The organism is Pseudoalteromonas aurantia (assembly GCF_005886875.1).
Lineage (GTDB): Bacteria > Pseudomonadota > Gammaproteobacteria > Enterobacterales > Alteromonadaceae > Pseudoalteromonas > Pseudoalteromonas aurantia_A.
Map to the genome: position 1 here is coordinate 1 of NZ_PNBY01000047.1, position 20,769 is coordinate 20,769.

General features: G+C 40.5%; 20 protein-coding genes. 10 read left to right on the forward strand and 10 right to left on the reverse strand.

The window, feature by feature from the left end; genetic code table 11:
- Nucleotides 1–83 precede the first annotated feature (83 nt).
- The 3 genes from CWC18_RS10485 (at nt 84) to CWC18_RS10495 (ending at nt 3,066) form a co-directional block, all read left to right on the forward strand.
- Nucleotides 84–848: an SDR family NAD(P)-dependent oxidoreductase gene (locus CWC18_RS10485; protein ID WP_138593623.1), complete on the forward strand. Its 765-nt coding sequence runs from the start codon at nt 84–86 to the stop codon at nt 846–848.
- A gap of 8 nt (nt 849–856) precedes the next feature.
- Nucleotides 857–1,525 carry a cupin domain-containing protein gene (locus CWC18_RS10490; protein ID WP_138675225.1) on the forward strand — a complete coding sequence of 223 codons (669 nt, stop codon included), beginning with the start codon at nt 857–859 and terminating at the stop codon, nt 1,523–1,525.
- Between the two features lie 632 nt (nt 1,526–2,157).
- The gene (locus tag CWC18_RS10495) at nt 2,158–3,066 is read left to right on the forward strand and encodes a histone deacetylase family protein (RefSeq protein WP_138593621.1); all 909 of its coding nucleotides are present in this window, start codon (nt 2,158–2,160) and stop codon (nt 3,064–3,066) included.
- A 70-nt stretch (nt 3,067–3,136) separates the two neighbouring features.
- On the opposite strand, the gene CWC18_RS10500 is transcribed toward CWC18_RS10495, so the two are convergent.
- Nucleotides 3,137–3,856 (reverse strand): substrate-binding periplasmic protein, encoded by a 720-nt coding sequence (locus CWC18_RS10500; RefSeq protein ID WP_138593620.1) that lies wholly within the window; start codon nt 3,854–3,856, stop codon nt 3,137–3,139.
- Between the two features lie 146 nt (nt 3,857–4,002).
- Between CWC18_RS10500 and CWC18_RS10505 the strand changes: the two genes are divergently transcribed.
- Complete coding sequence (locus CWC18_RS10505) at nt 4,003–4,866, forward strand: TPR end-of-group domain-containing protein (RefSeq protein ID WP_138593619.1); 864 nt, start codon at nt 4,003–4,005, stop codon at nt 4,864–4,866.
- 117 nt (nt 4,867–4,983) lie between these two features.
- Here CWC18_RS10505 and CWC18_RS10510 read toward each other — a convergent pair whose 3' ends face one another.
- The 6 genes from CWC18_RS10510 to CWC18_RS10535 all read right to left on the reverse strand — a co-directional run bounded on the left by CWC18_RS10510 (nt 4,984) and on the right by CWC18_RS10535 (nt 9,991).
- The gene (locus tag CWC18_RS10510; protein ID WP_171041083.1) at nt 4,984–5,307 is read right to left on the reverse strand and encodes a hypothetical protein; all 324 of its coding nucleotides are present in this window, start codon (nt 5,305–5,307) and stop codon (nt 4,984–4,986) included.
- A gap of 19 nt (nt 5,308–5,326) precedes the next feature.
- Complete coding sequence (locus CWC18_RS10515; RefSeq protein WP_138593617.1) at nt 5,327–5,785, reverse strand: nuclear transport factor 2 family protein; 459 nt, start codon at nt 5,783–5,785, stop codon at nt 5,327–5,329.
- A 60-nt stretch (nt 5,786–5,845) separates the two neighbouring features.
- Nucleotides 5,846–6,586: a ferredoxin--NADP reductase gene (locus CWC18_RS10520; RefSeq protein WP_138593616.1), complete on the reverse strand. Its 741-nt coding sequence runs from the start codon at nt 6,584–6,586 to the stop codon at nt 5,846–5,848.
- A 57-nt stretch (nt 6,587–6,643) separates the two neighbouring features.
- The gene (locus CWC18_RS10525; RefSeq protein ID WP_138675226.1) at nt 6,644–7,627 is read right to left on the reverse strand and encodes a hypothetical protein; all 984 of its coding nucleotides are present in this window, start codon (nt 7,625–7,627) and stop codon (nt 6,644–6,646) included.
- Between the two features lie 432 nt (nt 7,628–8,059).
- Nucleotides 8,060–8,761, reverse strand: a complete 702-nt coding sequence (gene deoD, locus CWC18_RS10530) for a purine-nucleoside phosphorylase (protein WP_138593614.1) — start codon at nt 8,759–8,761, stop codon at nt 8,060–8,062.
- Between the two features lie 15 nt (nt 8,762–8,776).
- Entirely contained in the window at nt 8,777–9,991 is a 1,215-nt protein-coding gene (locus CWC18_RS10535) for a phosphopentomutase (protein ID WP_138593613.1), read from the reverse strand.
- Nucleotides 9,992–10,295: 304 nt separating this feature from the next.
- On the opposite strand from CWC18_RS10535, the gene udk reads away from it, so the two are divergent.
- A complete protein-coding gene (udk, locus tag CWC18_RS10540; protein ID WP_138593612.1) occupies nt 10,296–10,925 on the forward strand; it encodes a uridine kinase in 630 nt (209 codons plus the stop codon).
- A gap of 16 nt (nt 10,926–10,941) precedes the next feature.
- Nucleotides 10,942–12,165 (forward strand): NupC/NupG family nucleoside CNT transporter, encoded by a 1,224-nt coding sequence (locus tag CWC18_RS10545; protein ID WP_138593611.1) that lies wholly within the window; start codon nt 10,942–10,944, stop codon nt 12,163–12,165.
- Between the two features lie 154 nt (nt 12,166–12,319).
- On the opposite strand, the gene CWC18_RS21485 is transcribed toward CWC18_RS10545, so the two are convergent.
- Both CWC18_RS21485 and CWC18_RS10555 read right to left on the reverse strand, forming a co-directional pair.
- A complete protein-coding gene (locus CWC18_RS21485; protein ID WP_249348226.1) occupies nt 12,320–12,718 on the reverse strand; it encodes an EamA family transporter in 399 nt (132 codons plus the stop codon).
- Nucleotides 12,719–13,512: 794 nt separating this feature from the next.
- A complete protein-coding gene (locus CWC18_RS10555) occupies nt 13,513–14,718 on the reverse strand; it encodes an RsmB/NOP family class I SAM-dependent RNA methyltransferase (RefSeq protein WP_138675227.1) in 1,206 nt (401 codons plus the stop codon).
- A gap of 185 nt (nt 14,719–14,903) precedes the next feature.
- Here CWC18_RS10555 and CWC18_RS10560 point away from each other — a divergent pair, with 185 nt between their 5' ends.
- A complete protein-coding gene (locus CWC18_RS10560) occupies nt 14,904–16,283 on the forward strand; it encodes an FG-GAP repeat domain-containing protein (RefSeq protein WP_171041082.1) in 1,380 nt (459 codons plus the stop codon).
- 72 nt (nt 16,284–16,355) lie between these two features.
- On the opposite strand, the gene CWC18_RS10565 is transcribed toward CWC18_RS10560, so the two are convergent.
- The gene (locus CWC18_RS10565) at nt 16,356–17,801 is read right to left on the reverse strand and encodes a chitinase (RefSeq protein WP_138593608.1); all 1,446 of its coding nucleotides are present in this window, start codon (nt 17,799–17,801) and stop codon (nt 16,356–16,358) included.
- Between the two features lie 285 nt (nt 17,802–18,086).
- Here CWC18_RS10565 and CWC18_RS10570 point away from each other — a divergent pair, with 285 nt between their 5' ends.
- The 3 genes from CWC18_RS10570 (at nt 18,087) to CWC18_RS21490 (ending at nt 20,248) form a co-directional block, all read left to right on the forward strand.
- Nucleotides 18,087–18,644, forward strand: a complete 558-nt coding sequence (locus CWC18_RS10570) for a GNAT family N-acetyltransferase (RefSeq protein ID WP_138593624.1) — start codon at nt 18,087–18,089, stop codon at nt 18,642–18,644.
- Nucleotides 18,645–18,654: 10 nt separating this feature from the next.
- Nucleotides 18,655–19,992 carry an NAD(P)/FAD-dependent oxidoreductase gene (locus CWC18_RS10575; RefSeq protein ID WP_138593607.1) on the forward strand — a complete coding sequence of 446 codons (1,338 nt, stop codon included), beginning with the start codon at nt 18,655–18,657 and terminating at the stop codon, nt 19,990–19,992.
- A 112-nt stretch (nt 19,993–20,104) separates the two neighbouring features.
- Entirely contained in the window at nt 20,105–20,248 is a 144-nt protein-coding gene (locus tag CWC18_RS21490) for a hypothetical protein (RefSeq protein ID WP_249348227.1), read from the forward strand.
- The last annotated feature ends 521 nt before the right edge of the window (nt 20,249–20,769 follow it).

Sequence of the window (20,769 nt, forward strand, 5' to 3'; positions counted from 1 at the left end):
AAAGCAACGCCGAGAGTGAGAAAAATAGCGTTATTGGGCAAATTCGCTTATCCAGAGCTGAGGTTAATTAATCAGGAGTTATTATGTTACTGTCTAAAACAGGATATGCTTTGGTCGTCGGCGGAAGCAGTGGTATTGGGTTCGCAACAGCCAAACAACTTATTGAGCACAATGTGCCTGTCGTTATCATTGGTAAAGACCCTGTCAAACTCAATAAGGCCATTGCTCAATTAAGTTCCTCTTTGGTGCAGGGTATTCATGCCGATCTTTATGACGAGCGCGACCGACAGCGTATTGAAGATTATATAACTTCAAAAGCCGACACAATATCTTATCTTGTTAACGCCGCAGGCTATTTTAGCCCCAAGCCCTTTACTGAGCACTCTTTCGACGATTATGAAAAATACATGGCACTTAATAAAAGTCTATTTTTCATAACACAAGCAGCAGTCAAACGCATGAAACAAATTCAACAGGGAGCAATTGTTAACATTGGATCAATGTGGGCCCATCAAGCGATTAAAGCCACCCCATCTTCTGCCTACTCAATGGCAAAAGCGGGGTTGCATGCTTTAACACAACATCTGGCTATGGAACTCGCCGAGCATAACATTCGAGTGAATGCGGTCGCACCTGCGGTTGTTCATACACCAATCTATAATCACTTTATTGAGCCAGCAGAAGTAGCCAGTGCACTGGCAAGCTTTGACCAATTCCATCCATTGGGCCGTATTGGTACATCAAACGATGTTGCACACAGTATTATTTACTTACTCAGTGAACAAAGCAGCTGGGTAACAGGCACCATACTCAATGTGGACGGTGGTGTAATGGCTGGCAGAAATTAGGTAACACCATGACTTCAACAATACACAAATTAAATGTCGACTTTGCACAGCGCGTACAAATTGATACGCCGGAGCAGCCTTGGTTGCCCAGCCCACTCAATGGTGTTGAGCGCAAACTACTAGCAAGGGAAGGTGCAGAGTTTGGCCATGCAACCAGCATTGTTCGATACGCACCTGGGGCTGTGTTCTCTGAACACTCTCACCCTCTTGGGGAAGAGATTTTGGTACTAGACGGCATATTTTCTGATGAACAGGGTGACTACCCTGCTGGCAGTTATATTCGAAATCCACCGGGTAGTAAACACACCCCTTTTAGTGATACTGGCTGTACACTTTTTGTTAAGCTCAATCAATTCTCAAGGTCAGACTCGCTGGCTGTGCGCATAAACACCCACAGCGCGCAGTGGTTAGCAGGGCAAGGGGGTCTGCACGTTATGCCACTGCATTCTTTTGACACGGAGCACACGGCATTGGTTAAGTGGCCAAAAGGAGAAACTTTCGTACCACACCGCCATTATGGTGGTGAAGAAATTTTGGTGTTAAGTGGTGTATTTAAAGATGAACATGGTCACTATCCACAAGGCACGTGGTTACGAAGCCCGCACTTAAGTACACATCACCCTTTTGTAGATGAAAACACCATTATTCTGGTAAAAACGGGTCATTTACCTAAATAGTGCTTACTTGAGTCAATCGCCTAGTTTAGCGCCGTGGCCTTGTAGGTTTTTACGTTATATTTTCTTAATGAGTAACTATATAAATATCCGTCTTGAATGCCTCCCCTCCTCACTGCGCTATCACGTTAGCGCAGTGAGAAAGTCAACTTAAACAAGTAAGCTTCGACGAGTTTATAACTTACTATCTTGTTCTTTGCCTGATCATTACTCAGCATACTAGCCAGCTGCGATGTTCCCGTTACCTATATATTTCTGCAGCAAAAAATTATAGGACCATGCTTTATTGTAACCTCGTGCAACACATCAAAAAAAGTTACTATATAACCTCAGGTTTGGATAAGGGTTTTGGAATAGAAAATGTTTTGAAAACAAACTTAACTACAATCCAATGATGATATTTTGCTCAAAATCAAGGCGCTTTTATGCAGTAAGAGGACTATTACAAATGAAAGCAACGCCGAGAGTGAGAAAAATAGCTTTATTGGGCAAATTCGCTCATCCAGAGCTGAGGTTATATAGCTAAGATCGCACACTGTACCCTGCTATCTATTATTTAATCTCCATCCATGATCAATCTGCTAATCCGATTAGTACTGATTAAAATAAAATTAACGGCCTTTAATACATAAATCATGACTATAAATCCAAATTTACCACTCGTTTATCATCCAAACTACTCATTTAGTTTCGACCCAAAACACCGCTTTGTTATGAGTAAATTTGCTAACTTATATCACCATGTGCAACAACAGGGTCTGATCACAAATAACCTATATCAGCCTGAACTGGGAACACCTAGTGACTTAGAATTAGTGCACTGTGAATCCTACCTATGGGATCTTTGGCACAATAATTTGTCTGATAAAGTAATGCGTAGAATTGGCTTACCTTGGTCAGAAGCGCTCATGGCAAGAACTTTCACCGCGCCGCTAGGTACTTTAAAAACAGCAGAACTGGCATTAGAGCATGGCATAGCATGCCATTTAGCAGGAGGGACACATCACGCACATTATGATTTTGGTTCGGGCTTTTGCATGGTGAATGATCTCGCTTTTACTGCAACCACCCTCGTTAAAAATAAGAACGTCAATAATGTCTTAGTCTTCGATTTAGACGTACATCAAGGAGATGGCACTGCGGCAATGTTAAAGCATGATCCCTATGTTTTCACTTGTTCAGTACACTGTGAAAAGAACTTTCCTTTTCGTAAGCACGACAGTGATTTAGATATTGGATTGGCAAACAATCTCTCCGATACACGATATTTAGACATCATAAAAAATACCTTAGAGGGACTCATTGCCGATCTTAACCCAGATCTAGTGCTCTATGATGCTGGCGTAGATGTATGGCAACACGATGGGCTCGGTAAGCTTGATATTACTTGGCAAGGTATTGAAAAGCGTGATGCTTTAGTACTTAACACCTGTCAGAGTGCAGGGGTTCCCGTTGCAACCGTGATTGGTGGTGGCTATGACCGAGATCATAAAAGGCTAGCTCAAAGACATGCCATTATTGTTGAGCAAGCGGCGCTTATATAAATAAATCGTTTACGCTAACATCACAGTACTCAATCTAACGTCATATATAAGTACACAGCTAGATATGTCATTAAGGCCCAATGTGGCGTAAGTTATGTCGCTTCAACGCCGCCCTCACTTTATCAACTAACACTTTATCTGTGGTATGACTAAAAGCAACACACGCTTTATTGTTATTGGTATTAGTAACTTCTAACGCAATCTCAATCTTATCGAACGAAACGTTAAGTGCTTTCAAACTTTCAAAAGCGGTGTACTCTGTAGTCATGATCAAATCTGTATAACCTGCTAACAGCTTTCTCGGACTCGAGCTTGGGTCTGCAGTGATATCTATATTAGTGCCATTTTCAAAGCCATTTTTTATTAAAAATTCATTTGATACACTCCCTCGCACCACTGACACCAAATATTGCTTAGCATCATCTAAAGTCTTTAAATTAATATCTTTTCTGATTTTTAATTTAAATAAGTACTCTTTGACGGGCTGTAATAACGGACAGGCCCATTGAAATAGCTTTTCGCGTTCAGGCGTGCGATATATAGAATAAATCATGGTGTTACGATCAGTTTGTGCTAGTTTCATGGATCTTGCCCATGGATAGCTTTGAATATCGTAACTGATACTGGCATCGGCCAATATTTCACGCACTTTTTTTGTTGCCCGGCCATCAATTTCACCTTTATTATTAGTAAAATTATAAGGCACCCACTCTTCAGTAACCACTTGTAACTGTGGTTCCTCAGCATTAGTATAAAAACTAAAAAGCCCAATGAAGACGATTACTCGCATTAACCCTACACCTGTACTCATATACTCTGAATTATGAGCTTTAATGCGCATTAAAGCAAAATCAAAACACCGTTTTGCAATGTCCTTTGCATTTTATAGATAACTGATGCACCATGCATTCATTGCATTTTTAAGTCTTGTTCATTATGAAATACACACTCCTTTTTATTACTCTTTTATTATTTAGTTATAACTCTTTAGCACAGCAACCAACAGATCCTAATACCTCAGCCACCCACTCTGTTGAGCATGTTAAAAGCCCACTTTATCAACCACTCATCGAACGCTATATACTGGATGAACTCAAAGCAGTCCGTCAAGATCAGCAGCAATTACGTGAAGATGTCACTAAACAAATAACGCATACTCAGCTCGATGCTGCCGACCGTGCACTCACTTACACCACTGATACTGTTAACAATATTCTGTTTATTATCACTGCAACAGCGTCTATTTTAATGCTAGTGGGATGGAACTCTCTGAGAGACATAAAAAGTAAAGTAGAAGATATTGTAAATCGTCGTGTAGGCGATATTACCGATGAATACGAACAGCGTTTGCAAGTACTTGAATCTAAATTAAAAGAACGTTCAGAAGAAATATTAAATAACCATAAAAAAATCACTATAACCAACGAAGTCCATTCGCTATGGATGCGCGCAAATCTTGAGAGTGATATGAACTCTAAAATAGAGATATATGATGAAATACTCAAACGTAAACCAGATGAAGTAGAAGCCATCGCCTATAAAGCAGACGCGCTCTTGGAGCTAGGTCAAACAGGTATTGCTATTCAGCTTTGTAATCAGGCGATTGAGTTAGATAATGACTATGGGTACGCATTTTGGCAAAGGGCTTGTGCGTTCGCTATGCTCCATCAGCATACTGATGCACTCGCTGACATCCGTATGGCACTTGAGTATGCGCCTCATCTGAAGAACGAATTATTAAATGAAGCAGCTTTCACAAGTTTGCACGACAACGACAATTTTAAGAATTTGATTACATGATCTAAAGCAACATGTATTGATACGTATATGTAGCTTATTTTAACCGAGCAAGTGGAAGTGTATTTCAAATAACCTGAGGCAATACACATTTGGTATTGCCGTCTTTCAGTCACATATTTAAAGTCGGTTTAAATATGCGTCGATAGCATGTGAAAGCAATTCGTCGATCTGTTCTTCAAAATCACTCTTTTTTTTATCAAACTTATCTAAAAACGCGATGACTTGTGTATCTGAGAGGTTTTTATTGCCAATGGTATACTCTCTTTCAGATAACGCCTTATCGTATCGTGGCACAAAACCAAACTGAGCATAAACAGGCGCTTTTATTTTCTTTTGAGCAAATTCGCAAAAGCCCTCAACAAAGTTAATACCAGTTGGCCCTAAACATCCAGGTTCAACTCGGTACAACAAATGTAATCTCTTATCTTGACTCATAAAAATGTGCCTAAACTTTTAAAAGTTATCTAAAAAATACAACTTTACGTATTTTTCCACCATCAATCTGGTAACTTGTTACAAACTCAGAATATTTATCAATGGTATTTTTATCTTTAAAGCACACCTGCGATGATTCAAGATCAATAACAATATTACCATGTGTAATTCGCTTTAATGACGTTGATTTTAAACACTTTGTTTTCTTAAACATTAGCCCATAGCGTTCAATCAACTTCTTTTTTCCAATAAACATCAACGTCTGTGGATACATATAAAACTCAACATCCTCAGCATACAATGAAAGAAACGCTTCAATATCTCTGTTATTGTATGCCAATATCAATTCATCAACAACTTGTGACGCCAGTCGTTCTTGTGCCGTCGCCACCGCATCGGTTGGTTTAACGGCACTTTCTAACGCAGGGTTTGCACTGCATACAAAAGACGCGAAAGTAACAAGAAGAAAAATAATATATTTCATGATAACCAAGTAGGGTACAAATTCACGTTAACATAGCAGACATATCGTTAATTTTAAAGCTCACCAGTACTGTTCGACGGTTATATGGCCAGATCCCGCTCTTCTGTGTCGAGTAAAACCTTGTGCCAATAAAAGCTGCGTTGTGTCTTTTACCATTTGCGGATTGCCGCAAATCATAAAATGGCTATTATCAGGGAGTTGGTTCATTTTACAATGTGCTTGTAATTCCCCAGAGTCAATTAAGTCAGTAACACGACCTCGTAATCCGTGCTCGGGATGTTCTCTTGTTACGAGCGGTATATAAGTAAACTGTTTGAACAGGGCGGCCGTGGCATGAATACTATCCTGATACGTTAAGTCGGTATTGTGTCTGACTCCATGTACCAAAATAACACGTTTGAACTGCTCCCATACTTTTCCTTCTGCTAATATCGACAGAAAGGGCCCTATTGCAGTACCTGTACTGAGCATCCATAATACATCAGCCTTAGGCACTTCATTTAGTGTAAAAAAACCATGCGCATCAGCTTCTATATCTACACTATCTCCCACATCTAACGTAGCTAAATGCGACGATAACCGCCCATTAGGGACTTCTATTAAGTAAAATTCAAGCAAAGGGTCTTGTGGCGCGTTAACAAAAGAATAAGCTCTAGCAACACGCTTACCATCAGTGTTCAGTGCCAATTTTGTAAATTGCCCAGCCACAAATGGTTTTACATCTGCAGCAACCTTGATGCTAAAAAGGCTTGGTGTCCACCAATGAAACTCTACAATTCTTCCACAAACCCACTGTGCCATAATAACGCTCACACCCTTAATACTATACTGTTAACCATGGCAGAAATGTGTATAAAGTCAAAGAGGTTCACACCATGCTTTACCAAGCTTCTCTGGTAATTTGTAAGCGTGAAACTTCATCGTTTTACCAGCAGGGTACAATTGTGCCGCTCCCACACGTTGTAGGTGTGCATAAATAGAATCACCAAAACCTCGCTCAACGAAGATGTCTACATGTTCTTTTAGCCACGCATGGTCTTCTGTTCTAAGGCTTTGAGCCTTATATGAATCAGCAATAATATCTAACCATTCTAAATAATCTGATAATTGTGGATAGTATTCATTTGCTTTAGCATCAAAACCGGCTCGATACTGACTAAACAACTCGAGCTTGTTAGCAGCCAATGCTACACTTAATATATTACCTGTTACGCCCGCTTCAGCACTTCTATTATCTACGTTTAAATACAGCCTATGGGCTCGTTCAAAGCTTTCAAGTGCTTCTGCGAAATGTCCAATAGATTGCTTAATATTACCACGCACCACCCAATAACCAGCTTTAACTCGCTCAGATAACATGTCTATATCTACACTTTCTAATAGTTGGAAAGCCAATGCAGGCTGCTCGAGCAAGCGAAAAACAATCGCCTGATTCACTTTTAACTGTGCAAGCTCAATATCATTATTCGCAAATTCAAAAGCACATTGATAATGTTTTTTTGCCTGTTCGAGTTGGCCGTTTAATCGGTATGCAACACCAATTTTAGACAGGATCTGTAACTTTTCTTCATCAAAATATACTTTTAATTTCTCAGAAAAAATTTCATCGAGAATGTTCAGAAAAGCAGGCCAATCTCGAGCTCTAGACGCAGCAGACAGCGCATAAAAATGCAACATCGCCACTTGTTTTGTCATGTCGTTTTGGTAACGATTAACTAAGATTGGATATTCAACTAACGCTTGCTTCGGCTTATTTACCGATAAACCTTTGAAATTACTCAACTCTGTAATTGATATAGGCAACATTAACCAAGAAGATAACAGTAAAAAAGATACCGACATGCCTACCACTCTAAACTTTTAGTGATAAGACAATAATAGACACGAATGAACAGAAAATGAATAAAGTAACTAGGTGGCATAGCGCACGGCTGAAATAGGTGATAAATCCAGTGTTCAAATCTACTGTCGATACTGGTTGATAAGCACATAATCCACTGTTCTGACTTAAAAATACCGATAGTCGGTTTTAACCGAACATTAAAGTATCGCTGATACTTTTATAACTGAAAATGTTTGTATAAACGATTAAAAATTCAACGGCGAGATCATGTTATTCATTGGGTTTATTGCTCTGTGAAGTTAAAAAAAAACCGCACTAACTGCGGTTTTTTGGGTGTGATTCGCTTTGTTTTAGGCGTGTCTCCAAAACTCTGCGATTACGTTACCAAGGAACTGGTTTGTTTACCGAATCACTTCCGTAAACATAATTTTTTAAATTGATTCTAACGCAATTTTGACCATTTCATTAAAGGTACTTTGACGTTCTTCTGCAGGTGTTGCTTCACCTGTAATTACATGATCGCTAACAGTAAACAAAGCCATTGCTTTAGCACCATACTCAGCAGCTACACCGTACATGCCAGCAGTTTCCATATCCACAGCCATAATACCAAGCTTATCTAATTCTTTATAAAACGTATCATCCGCTTGATAAAACGTATCAGTTGTAAATACGTTGCCTACTTTTGCCTCAATACCAAGCTTACGTGCTGAAGTGATACCGTTTTCAAGTAACCCGAAGTCAGCAATCGCTGCAAAGTCATATCCACGTACACGCGCACGATTAACATTCGAATCTGTGCTTGCACCTTGTGCAAAGATGACATCACGTATTTTGATATCTTGACTAATACCACCACAAGTCCCAATACGGATCAGGTTCTTAACGCCGTAACTCACAATCAGTTCTCGAGCATAAATAGACATTGATGGGATCCCCATACCAGAGCCCATGATGCTCACAGGTTTACCATTATATGTACCTGTAAAACCAAACATGTTACGTACACCAGTTACCTGACGTGCATCTTCTAAAAAATGCTCTGCAATATATTTAGCGCGTAGTGGATCACCAGGCATTAATACCGTTTCAGCAAAATCACCACTGTTTGCGTTAATATGAGGAGTGCTCATCACCTATTTCCTTCTTTATGCTTTGTTAAGTGAAGTGATAAAACCTTCACCATACTCAAGCGCAGATAAATTAAACCACTGGGCAAGGGTTTGACCTATGTCTGCAAAACTTTGTCTTTCTCCCAAGGGAGTATTTTTCATACCCGGTGTGTATGCCAATACTGGCACGTACTCTCGCGTATGATCATTGCCAGGCGCTGTCGGATCACAACCATGATCAGCGGTAATGATCAGCAAATCATTCGCACCTAGCTTATTTAGTATAGTTGGCAAATAGTCATCAAACTGCTTAAGTGCCTCAGCATAACCAACGGGTTTACGTCGGTGACCAAACTTCTCGTCGAAATCGACTAAGTTAGTAAAGATCAAACTATGATCTGGTGCTTCATCAATCACCTCTGATGTTTTATCTAATAAATTCATCAACCCTGGTGCTTTATGCTTTTGTGTAATACCTTGATGCGCATAAATATCGGCTATTTTACCAATACTAATCACCTCACCACCGTCTTCAGCCAACTTATCTAACAACGTTGGTGCTGGAGGCAACACAGAGTAATCTCTGCGATTACCCGTTCGAATAAAGTCGGCACTCGAAGTGCCTATAAACGGCCGCGCAATTACTCGTCCTATATTCATTTCATCAAGCAGTGCCCGTGCGATGTCACATACTTGATAAAGCTTGTCAAGGCCAAACGATTGCTCATGAGCGGCTATTTGAAAAACGCTGTCAACTGAGGTGTAACAAATTGGCATGCCCGTTTTTACATGCTCTTCACCCAGTTGCTCTAAAATAGTTGTACCTGACGCGTAGCAATTTCCCAATATGCCTGGGATACTTGCTCGCTTACATAGTTCATCAATAAACGCTTGGGGGAAACACGGTGTCGTGTTTGGAAAATAGCCCCAATCAAATAAAACAGGCACACCTGCCATCTCCCAGTGACCCGAAGGAGTGTCTTTACCACTAGAAAGCTCTTTGGCATAACCCCAAGCGGCTTCTGGCGGTTGGCGCTCTGCAACCTGACAGGCTTTTTTACCTGCTGATTCACATGCGTCAACTAAACCAAGCTTCGTCAAATTAGGTAAAGGAAGTGCATTACCTGTGTCTGCTTTATACGCTTCTAAAAGGTGAGCAAGTGTATTGGAACCTACATCGCCAAACTTTTCTGCATCTGGTGCAGCACCCACGCCGAGGCTATCTGCCATTAGTATGATTGCTCTTGCCATAAATCACCTCTTTAATAAACTATCTGAGTTTTCTTTAATGCGTCATTGGTCCTGTCACGCTCTCAGAGGTTGCTACTTTATTGTTGCACTGCAATAATTTACAGGACATAAGTCCGCTGTAATAAAAGCATAACAAAATTCACCTACCACTTGAAAAATCTTGTTTTGTCTCACAGGACAAAAGTCCTGTTTTGTCGGCGTCAAAGTCGCTAAATTTGCAACTTAAGCGAAGCAAAAGAGATTAATCGTGTCTTTTTTGCTATTGTGATCTTCCAACGTTAACGACAGCTGGGTGTGAACTTTAGTGACACGAACAATTATAGCTATTGCTGGGGCCTCTGCTTCTGGCAAATCTCTCTTTACACAAACAATTTATAATGAGCTAGTAAATGAGCTTGAAACAGGTGCTATCGCCATTATAGAAGAAGATGCATATTATAAAGATCAATCGCATCTTCCGTTTGAACATAGAACGCAAACAAATTATGACCATCCGGATGCGTTTGAACATGATTTACTACGACAGCATTTAGAGCAGTTAAGGCAAGGGAAATCCATTGAAGTCCCTACCTATGACTACGCTCAACACACACGTAGCAGCGAAACGCGCACAGTAACACCGGCAAAAATATTAATTATTGAAGGTATATTACTACTTAGCGATTCAGCACTTAGTGAAGAATTCGATATCAAGGTGTTTATAGATACACCATTAGATATCTGTTTACTGCGCCGAATGCAACGAGATATCGAGCAGCGCGGTAGAAGCTTACCGTCAGTGGTTGAACAATACCAAGCTACGGTAAGGCCCATGTTTTATCAGTTTATTGAGCCATCAAAGCACAATGCTGACTTGGTAGTGACCCGTGGCGGTATGAATCGCGTTGCGATTGATATAATTAAAAGTAAAATAAAATATTTACTGCAAGAATAAAACGGGACTTTCTGGCATGACAACAATAATGAGCTTGGTCGGCATGTTTATGCTACTGAGTGTAGCATACGGTTTTTCAACTGACCGAAGTGCTATAAATAAAAGAACAGTCAGTATTGCGTTTGCGATGCAAGTACTGATCGGTGGCTTTATCCTGTTTGTAGAAGCAGGCAAAAACGTGTTGGCCAATATATCTTCTGGTGTATCGGCTGTCATTGGTTACGCTAACGATGGCATTGCTTTTTTATTCGGCTCTTTAGCCGATAAAGAAGCGCTTGGTTTTATATTTGCTGTGCAAGTATTGCCTGTGATTGTTTTCTTTTCTGCTTTAGTTGCTGTGTTGTATCACATTGGCATTATGGAGTGGATGATTAAAATACTCGGTGGTGGGATGCAAAAATTGCTTAAAACATCGCGTCCAGAGTCGTTATCAGCAACCGCTAATATTTTCGTTGGACAAACTGAAGCGCCACTGATTGTAAAGCCTTTTATACCAACAATGACTAAGTCTGAGTTGTTTGCAGTGATGGTTGGTGGCTTAGCAACCGTAGCAGGATCAGTTATGGCAGGCTACGTAGCAATAGGGGTTGAGCTAAAATACTTGATTGCGGCAAGCTTTATGGCGGCACCAGGTGGTTTCTTAATGGCAAAAATGATAGTGCCAGAGACTGAAACTCCCAAAGAGAACTTAGCCGATGTTAGTGCAAACGATGAAAAGCCGGTCAATGTTATTGATGCAGCTGCAGGTGGCGCGTCAAGTGGGATGCATCTTGCCCTCAATGTTGGTGCAATGTTACTCGCATTCGTTGCATTAATTGCTTTATTAAATGGCCTGTTAGGCAATATTGGTGGGCTATTTGACCACCCAACACTGACATTACAAGAGATTTTGGGTTACATCTTTTCGCCAGTAGCTTGGCTGATTGGTGTACCTTGGCACGAGGCGGTTACCGCGGGTAGCTTTATCGGCCAAAAATTGGTAGTTAACGAATTTGTTGCTTACCTAGATTTTATGAATTATCGAGATACGTTAAGTGAACATACACAAGCGATTGTCACATTCGCGTTATGTGGATTTGCTAACTTATCATCGATTGCTATCTTACTAGGCGGACTGGGCGGTATGGCGCCGAGTCGAAGAAAGGATATCGCACGCTTAGGGCTCAGGGCGGTTTTAGCAGGGTCAATGGCTAACCTAATGAGCGCCGCAATTGCAGGGTTTTTTCTCTCGCTAGCTTAGAAACTTAACGAGACAAACTGACACAGTTGCAAAACAATTGGTTGATAGCCTTAAGGGGTTAAGGCTATCACACTAACTTGAACGATACTTCACCAAAGGGCCGTAAGGCCCTTTTATCGTTTTATGTACTTACACATTTTACGGCCATACTGTGCTACATTCTACTTAACACGCCTGTCACAAATCCTACAACCAGTAATATTAATAGACCTCCCACAACCGTATAGTCAGTCAACGTTTCATCGAGTACCAACCATCCCCATAACATACCAAATAATGGGATCAAAAATGTCACCGATAAAGCTGAGTGTGCGCCCATTGTCGCTATCAATTTAAAATACAAAATATAAGTCGTACCAATACGCACGACATCGAGTAATATTACTGAGCCCCATAAACTGCCTTGAGCATTGTTTAAAATACCACAATCAGGCGCTAATTTGGTGTAATGTGAAGCCGCAGTATAACTCAACGTCGTACCAAGTGTGGCAAATATGGCACCAGCCGAATACCCCGTTGACACATCGATGTCAGCCCAGACAAGTGTGATCATACCTAACAAAACCAATAATCACCCCAGTATTCTTACTTTACCCATCTTGCCTTTAGAGTAAATGGCACCGATCAGTCCCCCCCAGAGTAGGGCTGTCGAATTTATAATAGCTAACAATAATGCATTTAATGTTTGAACTGCATCAGCAAACCATAAAAAAGGCAATGCTCAATTAAAGCAGCCTAAAGTCAAATAATGTTTTTTGTACGGCTGCTGTTTTAAGAGACCCCAGCAACACACAGAAATCGCGCACAGAGTAAAACGCGTAACTCCGTCAATAAAATTGGCCCGAGATCTGTCACCAATATACGTATAAATAAAAATGATCCCCTCAAATGGCTGTCAGTAATACTAAGCCGTAAATAAAAATGATCCCCTCAAATGGCTGTCAGTAATACTAAGCCGAGAATAATTTCCATGGAAAATTCCAAAAATAACGTGGTACCCAATGTGTCATGGGTACTAACTTAGTTCACGCCATAACTGGAAGTAACTATCAAAACAGACTCAAATAAATACTTGCAACTGATATGATTGATAACACTTAAAGACTGAAAGCCTACTTCATAAGTACTTAAGGTTACTCATGAGCTGCTATTGAACTCGCTAAGGCATATGAGCCGGGCTCTACTGTGCTCTGTCATTGAACGAGTTGAGGGAGTTGAGAATGCACTACGGATAATAACCCATCCTCAGCCAAAAAAGATAAAAAGCCGCTATTATGAATAGCAGCTTATCATGTAGGCTCTACTACGATAGTGAATGATTATTAACCACGAGAAAGCAATGGTCAGTTAAACGGGTAAACGCTCAAGTGCCGCGATATAAAACCCATCATAGTCTGAGCTATAACCCGGTAATAAACTTTGCGCTTCTAACAATTTAAAGTGCTCATTCGCAGCAAGAAACTGTTTTACCTGCTGTTCATTCTCACTCGGTAACACGGAGCAAGTTGCATATACTAAGCGGCCACCTGGTTTACACATCTGGCTGTAGCGCTGTAATATTTCGGCCTGCAACACAACCAGGTTATCAATACTCTCATTATTTAAATGCCATTTAGCATCTGGGTTACGCCTTAAAACACCTGTACCAGAGCAAGGCACATCCAACAAAACACGATCAAATTTGTCTTTTAAGCGCTTAACTGTTTTGCTATTTTTAATGACACGGGTTTCTAAGGTATGAATACCCGCTCGTTTAGCACGCTTTTTCAATGTATCTAGCTTATGTTGGTGGATATCCATCGACAACACATAACCCTTATTTTGCATTAGCGCAGCGATATGAAGGCTTTTGCCACCAGCACCCGCACATGCATCAACAACACGTTGTCCGGGTTTTACATCTAATAATTTGGCCACTTTTTGCGAACCCGCATCTTGCATTTCAAACCAGCCATTTTGAAATGCATCGCTTTTAAATAGAGGGCCATATTGTGTAATCTCAAGGCCTTCACTCTCTGCAATTTGCTGTGTTTCAATATTTAATTTTTTTAAGGATTTTTGTAATGTTACAACGTCAGTTTTTAACGTATTCGCTCGTAAGTAAGTTTTTGCAGGCTGATTAAGCGCATGTGCCACATTAAGCCACTTATCAGCGAGTTCGTTTAGCCCTCTCTCCCATAACCAGTCGGGATAAGACAGCTTTTGTGCCTCACTGGCCATTGATAAATTACTATTTAACGCTTCCAGTGATAAACCTTCAAACTCAGGCCAGCTTGGCATCGGCTCTTCACCAAGCAGTAACGTCATAGCGCCCCAAAGTTGCCATGCATATTGTGCATCACGACTACGGATATTGCCCAAAGCGGTCTCTAATTTACGATGAAATCGCAGTACATTGTAAACACCTGTAACGTAACGTTCTTTGCGCTTTAAGTCCCAATATGGATACTCTGCAAGTGTATGCTCTATCACTTTATCTGCGTATTGTTGCTGAGAAAAGACTTGCATTAAAGTAGTAACAATCGCTTCTACAAATTGACGTTCAACGTGCACAGAAAACCCTTAATTAAAATAACAAACAACAGTAATTGTAACTTTTTTTAGGATTGACAGCGAGCGTTGTTAAACGCCATTTCCACGCGTTTGTAACAGTTTCTTACAAGAATTGAATTGTTCGTCATTATTTTTTAACCAATACTTACGCAATAATAATAACAATGGTTTTACTGGTGAGGATCATGACACAATTTCTATTTACGACAGCATTGGTACTATCAAGCTTTACATCGCTTGCTTCTCAACCCATCGCAATAAAGACGCCAAAGCCGTTAGTTAGCACTCAGTCAGAAATTTTTTATGCATTTGATAATGAATTAAAGAAGCTGGCTGTCGTCGACGTAAAACAACAGACCAGCAATGAGCTATCGATGCCTAAAGATGCAATTGGATTTGATTATGCAACATCTGCTAATTATCCAACGCCACAGGCCTGGGTATTAACCCCTAAAGGGGTGTTCAGTAGCCATAAAGAACACCACACACCTTTAATTTCAACCTCATCACTTTTTACACATTTGAAAATGAAAAACTTTAATAAAATCGAATTTGTGTTAGATGCAAATAACGATGGACTGAGTGATATTATGCTACAAGGGATCAGCGATGCAACGCTCTATGTTCAATCTAAGACGGGGCAATTTACACCGCACACCTTCGCAAAACAATCTGATCTTTCCGGTTACTTTAAAGGTAGTCAGCTAGAAGTTGAAATTGAACTCAATCCAAAACCTCAAGTCATTGACCTGAACCAAGATGGTATGTTGGATTTATTGTTTCATACCCGTTACCAAGCTCAAGTACTTTATGCTCGTAAAGAAGGCTATGATACAGAACTTACACCATTAAACTTGCCCGTTAAATTAGGGCTACTGGAAGATGGCGGTAAGCGGCGCATCTATGCACTAAAAGACATCAACAATGATGGGTTTGTTGATTTAATAACACGCCAAGCGCCTCGCACAAAAGGGATGGATGCGATAAAAGTAGAGACCAGTTACGCACTTTACCCAGGCAAAGCGCTAGGTCAATTTCATCTAAAAAAATTATTTTTACCAAGCACCAATGGTACCGGCCAACTCAGATTTGATTATGATTTTGATGGCGATGGAAAAATGGAATTACAGAGGTTTGAAGCTGACTTTGGATTTGCCACGATCGCAGCTATGGCTTTAAGTGGTGGAAGTACAGACATTGATATTGACGTCGGATTTTATAAGCAAAGCAATGAATATTACCCTGCCAAGCCCACCCTTGAAAGAGAGGTCGAAATGGAGATCAATATGAACGGCAATGACAGAATTATGTCTTTCTTTATTGGTGATGTAAATGGCGATGGTAAACATGACATTGTACTTAGAAACTCTCGTAAAACATTAAGTATTTACCTTGGTCAAGAAGACACTTTACTGAGTGAAAAGCGTACCAAAATAAAACATCGCTTACCAAAAAATAGTAACGACATTCTATTGGTCGATATCAATGCAGATGGAAAAGATGATTTTGTATTGAAGTTCACTGATAAAAAAGGAAATAGTACCGTACAAACCATAATAAACTGAGCCTATTTATCAGTTTAACAATAAGCCGATATTGCCCTATCGGCTTATTCTATAATAAAAATTATTCGCTTTTTATGGCAAAGCTTTAATGAACTTCCAAGGGCCTGAACCTTGCTTAGGTGCATTACCTTGTGTCCACCACTTCGCTTCGTAAATAGTCTTGTTGTAACTAACCTGATCACCTTTTAAATAAACTTTGCTACTATCCCAAGCAGCAACACCACCCACAGGAGGAACATCCACAGGCGGTTCAATATGTGGTACTACGCGTACTTCAGGCCAGCTCAAGTGTGAACCATAAAAGTTAGTGACACATTTTTCATAATCACCCGCTTCGAGCGCTGAATATGCGGTTTGATAGCCAACCAATTCACACTCAAAAGAAAAACCACCAGGTCTATCAGCATGATATTTCCAATTTCCGTCCCAGTTGGTAAACAACACGTCAGTTGCACCGCCTAAGTTCAAACCACCATAAGGTGTTTGTTGCCAGCATGTGTTTTCTTCATCTGCTTCAATTGGGATATTGTAGTAGCTTGATAACCCTTCCCAATAGCGAATGCGATTTACAGGTTGGCCTTTATTCTTATTCTGTTCACCGCACTCTATACCGCCATTAATAACGTTGATGGTTGTACCAAAACCATAACCAATCCCAGCTGCGGTTTCTCTTTGCGATGGCACCCACGTTCTATCAATTACATGTAACATAGCTGGTTTTGGCGCTTGTGGTGTTAAAAAGAACCAAACTGCGGATGCTAAGTTCAACCATGAATCAGCAACAAGGCCGGGGTTATTTAATAACACGGTTGCATCACCGTTAAACATAACTTCTGAAAATGCACCGTAGTTAAAATGATACGACAATTGCTTTGCACCTCGGCCAAAGTAGCCTTGGCCTTCTGCACATGGCCAACGGCGGTTTTGCCAATCGTTTTGGCCACAGCCAGTTGTATAACCAGGTTGCCCTTCAGACCAGCCCATTTCTCTAACATGAACCAGTGCTTGCTGCCATTCCTCTAGTTGTTGAGGGTTATCTGAAATATTATCTTTTGCAATATGACCACCCGTTTCTTGCGCAAAATGAGCAAAGGCGGTGATGATCGATTTCTCACAGATCTTATCTGCATTTCGACCATCGGTATACTCACCACAAAATGCTGGGAATTTACCTATGGCTCTTAAGAAACGCGTATAGGTATATTCAGGTGCCGCCATACCGGTTAAAAAATCCCACTGTGCTTGAGGAAAAACCCGCTCGACACGTTTTACATTCACAGGGTTTGAAGCTGCATTAGGGACAATGGCCTCTACAATCGAATTGTCTCTTGTCTCTAGCGCTTTCGCCCACACGTCATACATTGGATCAAGTGTTAGTCGATTTTCAGCGTCAGCTAATTCAGTACCTGATACAATGTACCCAGTCGGATTTTGAGGATCGGGTTGGATGGTCATTGCAGAGGCACTGGTGGCCAGCGTAATATTTACAGCAACCGCCGTTAAGATTAATTTATGCATTTTTATTTCCTTTGTGTCATGTTGTATTGATTTGTACCCAATTCGAGAAAAGCACAAGCAATTTACATTATTAACACAATGACATCGCTGTCAATAAGCCAAAATGATTGAGCTACTTAAAAAATGCGAATGATACAGCCCTTACAACATGAAATTCCTTTCTAATGCATTGATTAGTTTAGTAAAATAAAAAAAGGTGAAATTAACCGAAATATCACAAAAATATTAAAGATTTATTATGATTTTATCGGTATGGTTAAATATAATGTCTATGGAGTTCCATTGATGACGATTACCCCATTATTGCGTGAACATTATGATCGCGTGATCACATTAGCTAATTTGGTTCATGGCGCAAATTATTTAAACACTGCACTTTTATCAAAAATGTGTGAGAAAGGCACAAAACACAATATTAATGCCTGCTTTGTAGCCCTGGATGACGAAAACAACTTACTTGGTTTCAGAACAAGTTACGCCGCACAACAATGGCCTATTGATAAATGGTGTACGCCTTCACAGTGGCCTGTTCTCCCCTCCCAAATGGCCTATTTTAAATGTATTGCTATTGAACCCAGTGCGCAAGGTAAAGGCATAGGCCCTAAGCTATTGCAAGCATCGATAAACGCATTACGACAACAAGGGGCCTTAGCGGGTGTCGCACACTTATGGAAACAAAGCCCGGGTAACGGCGCCGTTAAATACTTTACCAAAGCTGGCGGTGAATTAATTAAAATACATGATGAACGATGGTTAGAAAACTGTATTAATGACGGTTACACTTGTACTCTATGTGGCAATAAATGCCAATGCCAAGCCGCAGAAATGGCGCTTATTTTTTAGGCGCTTACAGATGAAAACACACTACGATCCACTTACCCATCCCCATTGCCAGGCTCAATCCTATGCGCCTAGTTACTGGGCAAGTACATCTCCTTTACCCTGCCCTAAATCTCCTCCTACCTCATCAAAAACCTTTGAAGTCGCAATAATTGGCGGCGGCTTTAGCGGACTACTTACCGCATATTATCTCGCATCTCATTTTAATATCCATTGCTGCGTTTTAGAGGCAAATCAGGTCGGCTTTGGGGCAAGCGCACGCAATGCTGGTTTTGTTTTAAAAGGTGCAGGTCGACTTAGCTACCCAGCAATGGTTAAAAAATGGGGAATGTCGGCCGCCAAAGACGTGTATTCTGAGTTCAGTGATGCCGTCCAGCGCGTAAGTAATTTAATCACTGAACACTCGATTGCTTGTGAACGCCAAGAAAATGGCTATTTAAAAGTCGCCCATACTCCAGGTGCACTGACGCGCCTCAAAGAGCAAACCGAATTTTTGACTCGGTTTGGTGATAATGCGACATTCTTATCTGCACCTCAGTTAAAAGCACAATTCATGAACCATACTCAAGCTCATGGTGCAATGCGACTGCCTGATGGGTTTGGCGTAAATCCATTAAAACTATTATTAGGTTATCGCCATATTATGCTTCAAACAGGCGTCACATTATTTGAAAATAGCTTAGTGCGCGCCATACACTCTACAGGTAACAGGCACGAGTTGATCATTAACGATACGTCTGTGTCCATTCGTGCGAACAATATTGTCTTCGCCGGAAACGCCTACAATAGCAAAATGATCCACCCGCTCATTAACAATCGCTACATTCCAATATTGAGTAGTATTATGGTCACTCGGCCTTTGACCCAACTCGAATTGGGTTTAACTGGACTCAAAACCCACCAAATTACTATGGATACACGCACCTTAAAGTATTACTTTCGTTTGCTCCCTGACAAACGGCTATTGTTTGGTGGACGAGGCGCGGTGTTCGCATCGCAGCAGCAACATCCTAAGTTTTTAAATGGTCTTAAAAAGGGGCTAAGCGATTGCTTTCCATGCTTAGATGGAATACCACATGATCATTATTGGAGTGGCTATATCGCGGCAACGTTAGATGATATGCCACATGTCAATTTTGATAACAACATTGGATATATACTAGGGTATTGTGGCGCGGGATTAAGCTTTAGCGCGCAAGCGGCCTTTCGCCTCGCCCAACAGATTGCAGGACAAAAGATCCCTAATTTACCTCTTTATAATACCCCTCTGCCGTATATTCCATTGCCAAAATTTAGGCGTTTAGGGCAACTTGCCTATTATCAATATGCGACTGTACTCGACAAACTATAACCGTAGTGTGCTGACTCAACATTAATTTAAATTAAATAAATTGTAACTATAAGATACACATATTCACGTTCTAATGAATGGGAGCCCTAATAACATTAAAAAGGACATAAATATGCAAACATTAGCAGTTAGCCTACTCGCTAAGCTTTCAACTGCAAGCGTTGCCGCACAATCAGACATCATTACTTTACATTCTACAGTAGATACTGTTAGCTTCGACAAAGATGGTGTTTTCTCTGCAAGTTCAACCATATAATACGATCCAAAAGTATGGGTTAATGGTCGTCTAAAATCTTTTTTTTTGTGGGCTCTACCAATGGTAATCAGTTCTGTGAAGAACGTGGCCATAATCACGAAATTTCTGGCAGTACGATAAAATGCGGTGAAGATGAATCTTCATATGCTAATTACGACTGGTATGGTAAAAGCTGGACGTACAAGAGCACTGGAAACAAGAATCAGTGTTATCAACCTTATGCTACGATAAAGTGCCAATAAAAAGTTAACGGAATGATGCGAGATCTGCTCGCCACGATTTACCTTTATCACTATATCTTACGACCTGTAGTCCCCTTTTGAAAAATAAAAGATACTCAACCTTAAAAGGAATTAATTGCAAACTATACGGTTACTAAGTAACCACAGCTCTGGATAAGCGAATTTGCCCAATAAAGCTATTTTACTCACTCTCGGCGTTGCTTTCTTTGTAATAGCCCGCTATTACTGCATTAAAGCGCCTTAATATCGAAAAAAATATCATCATTGGATTGTACGTAT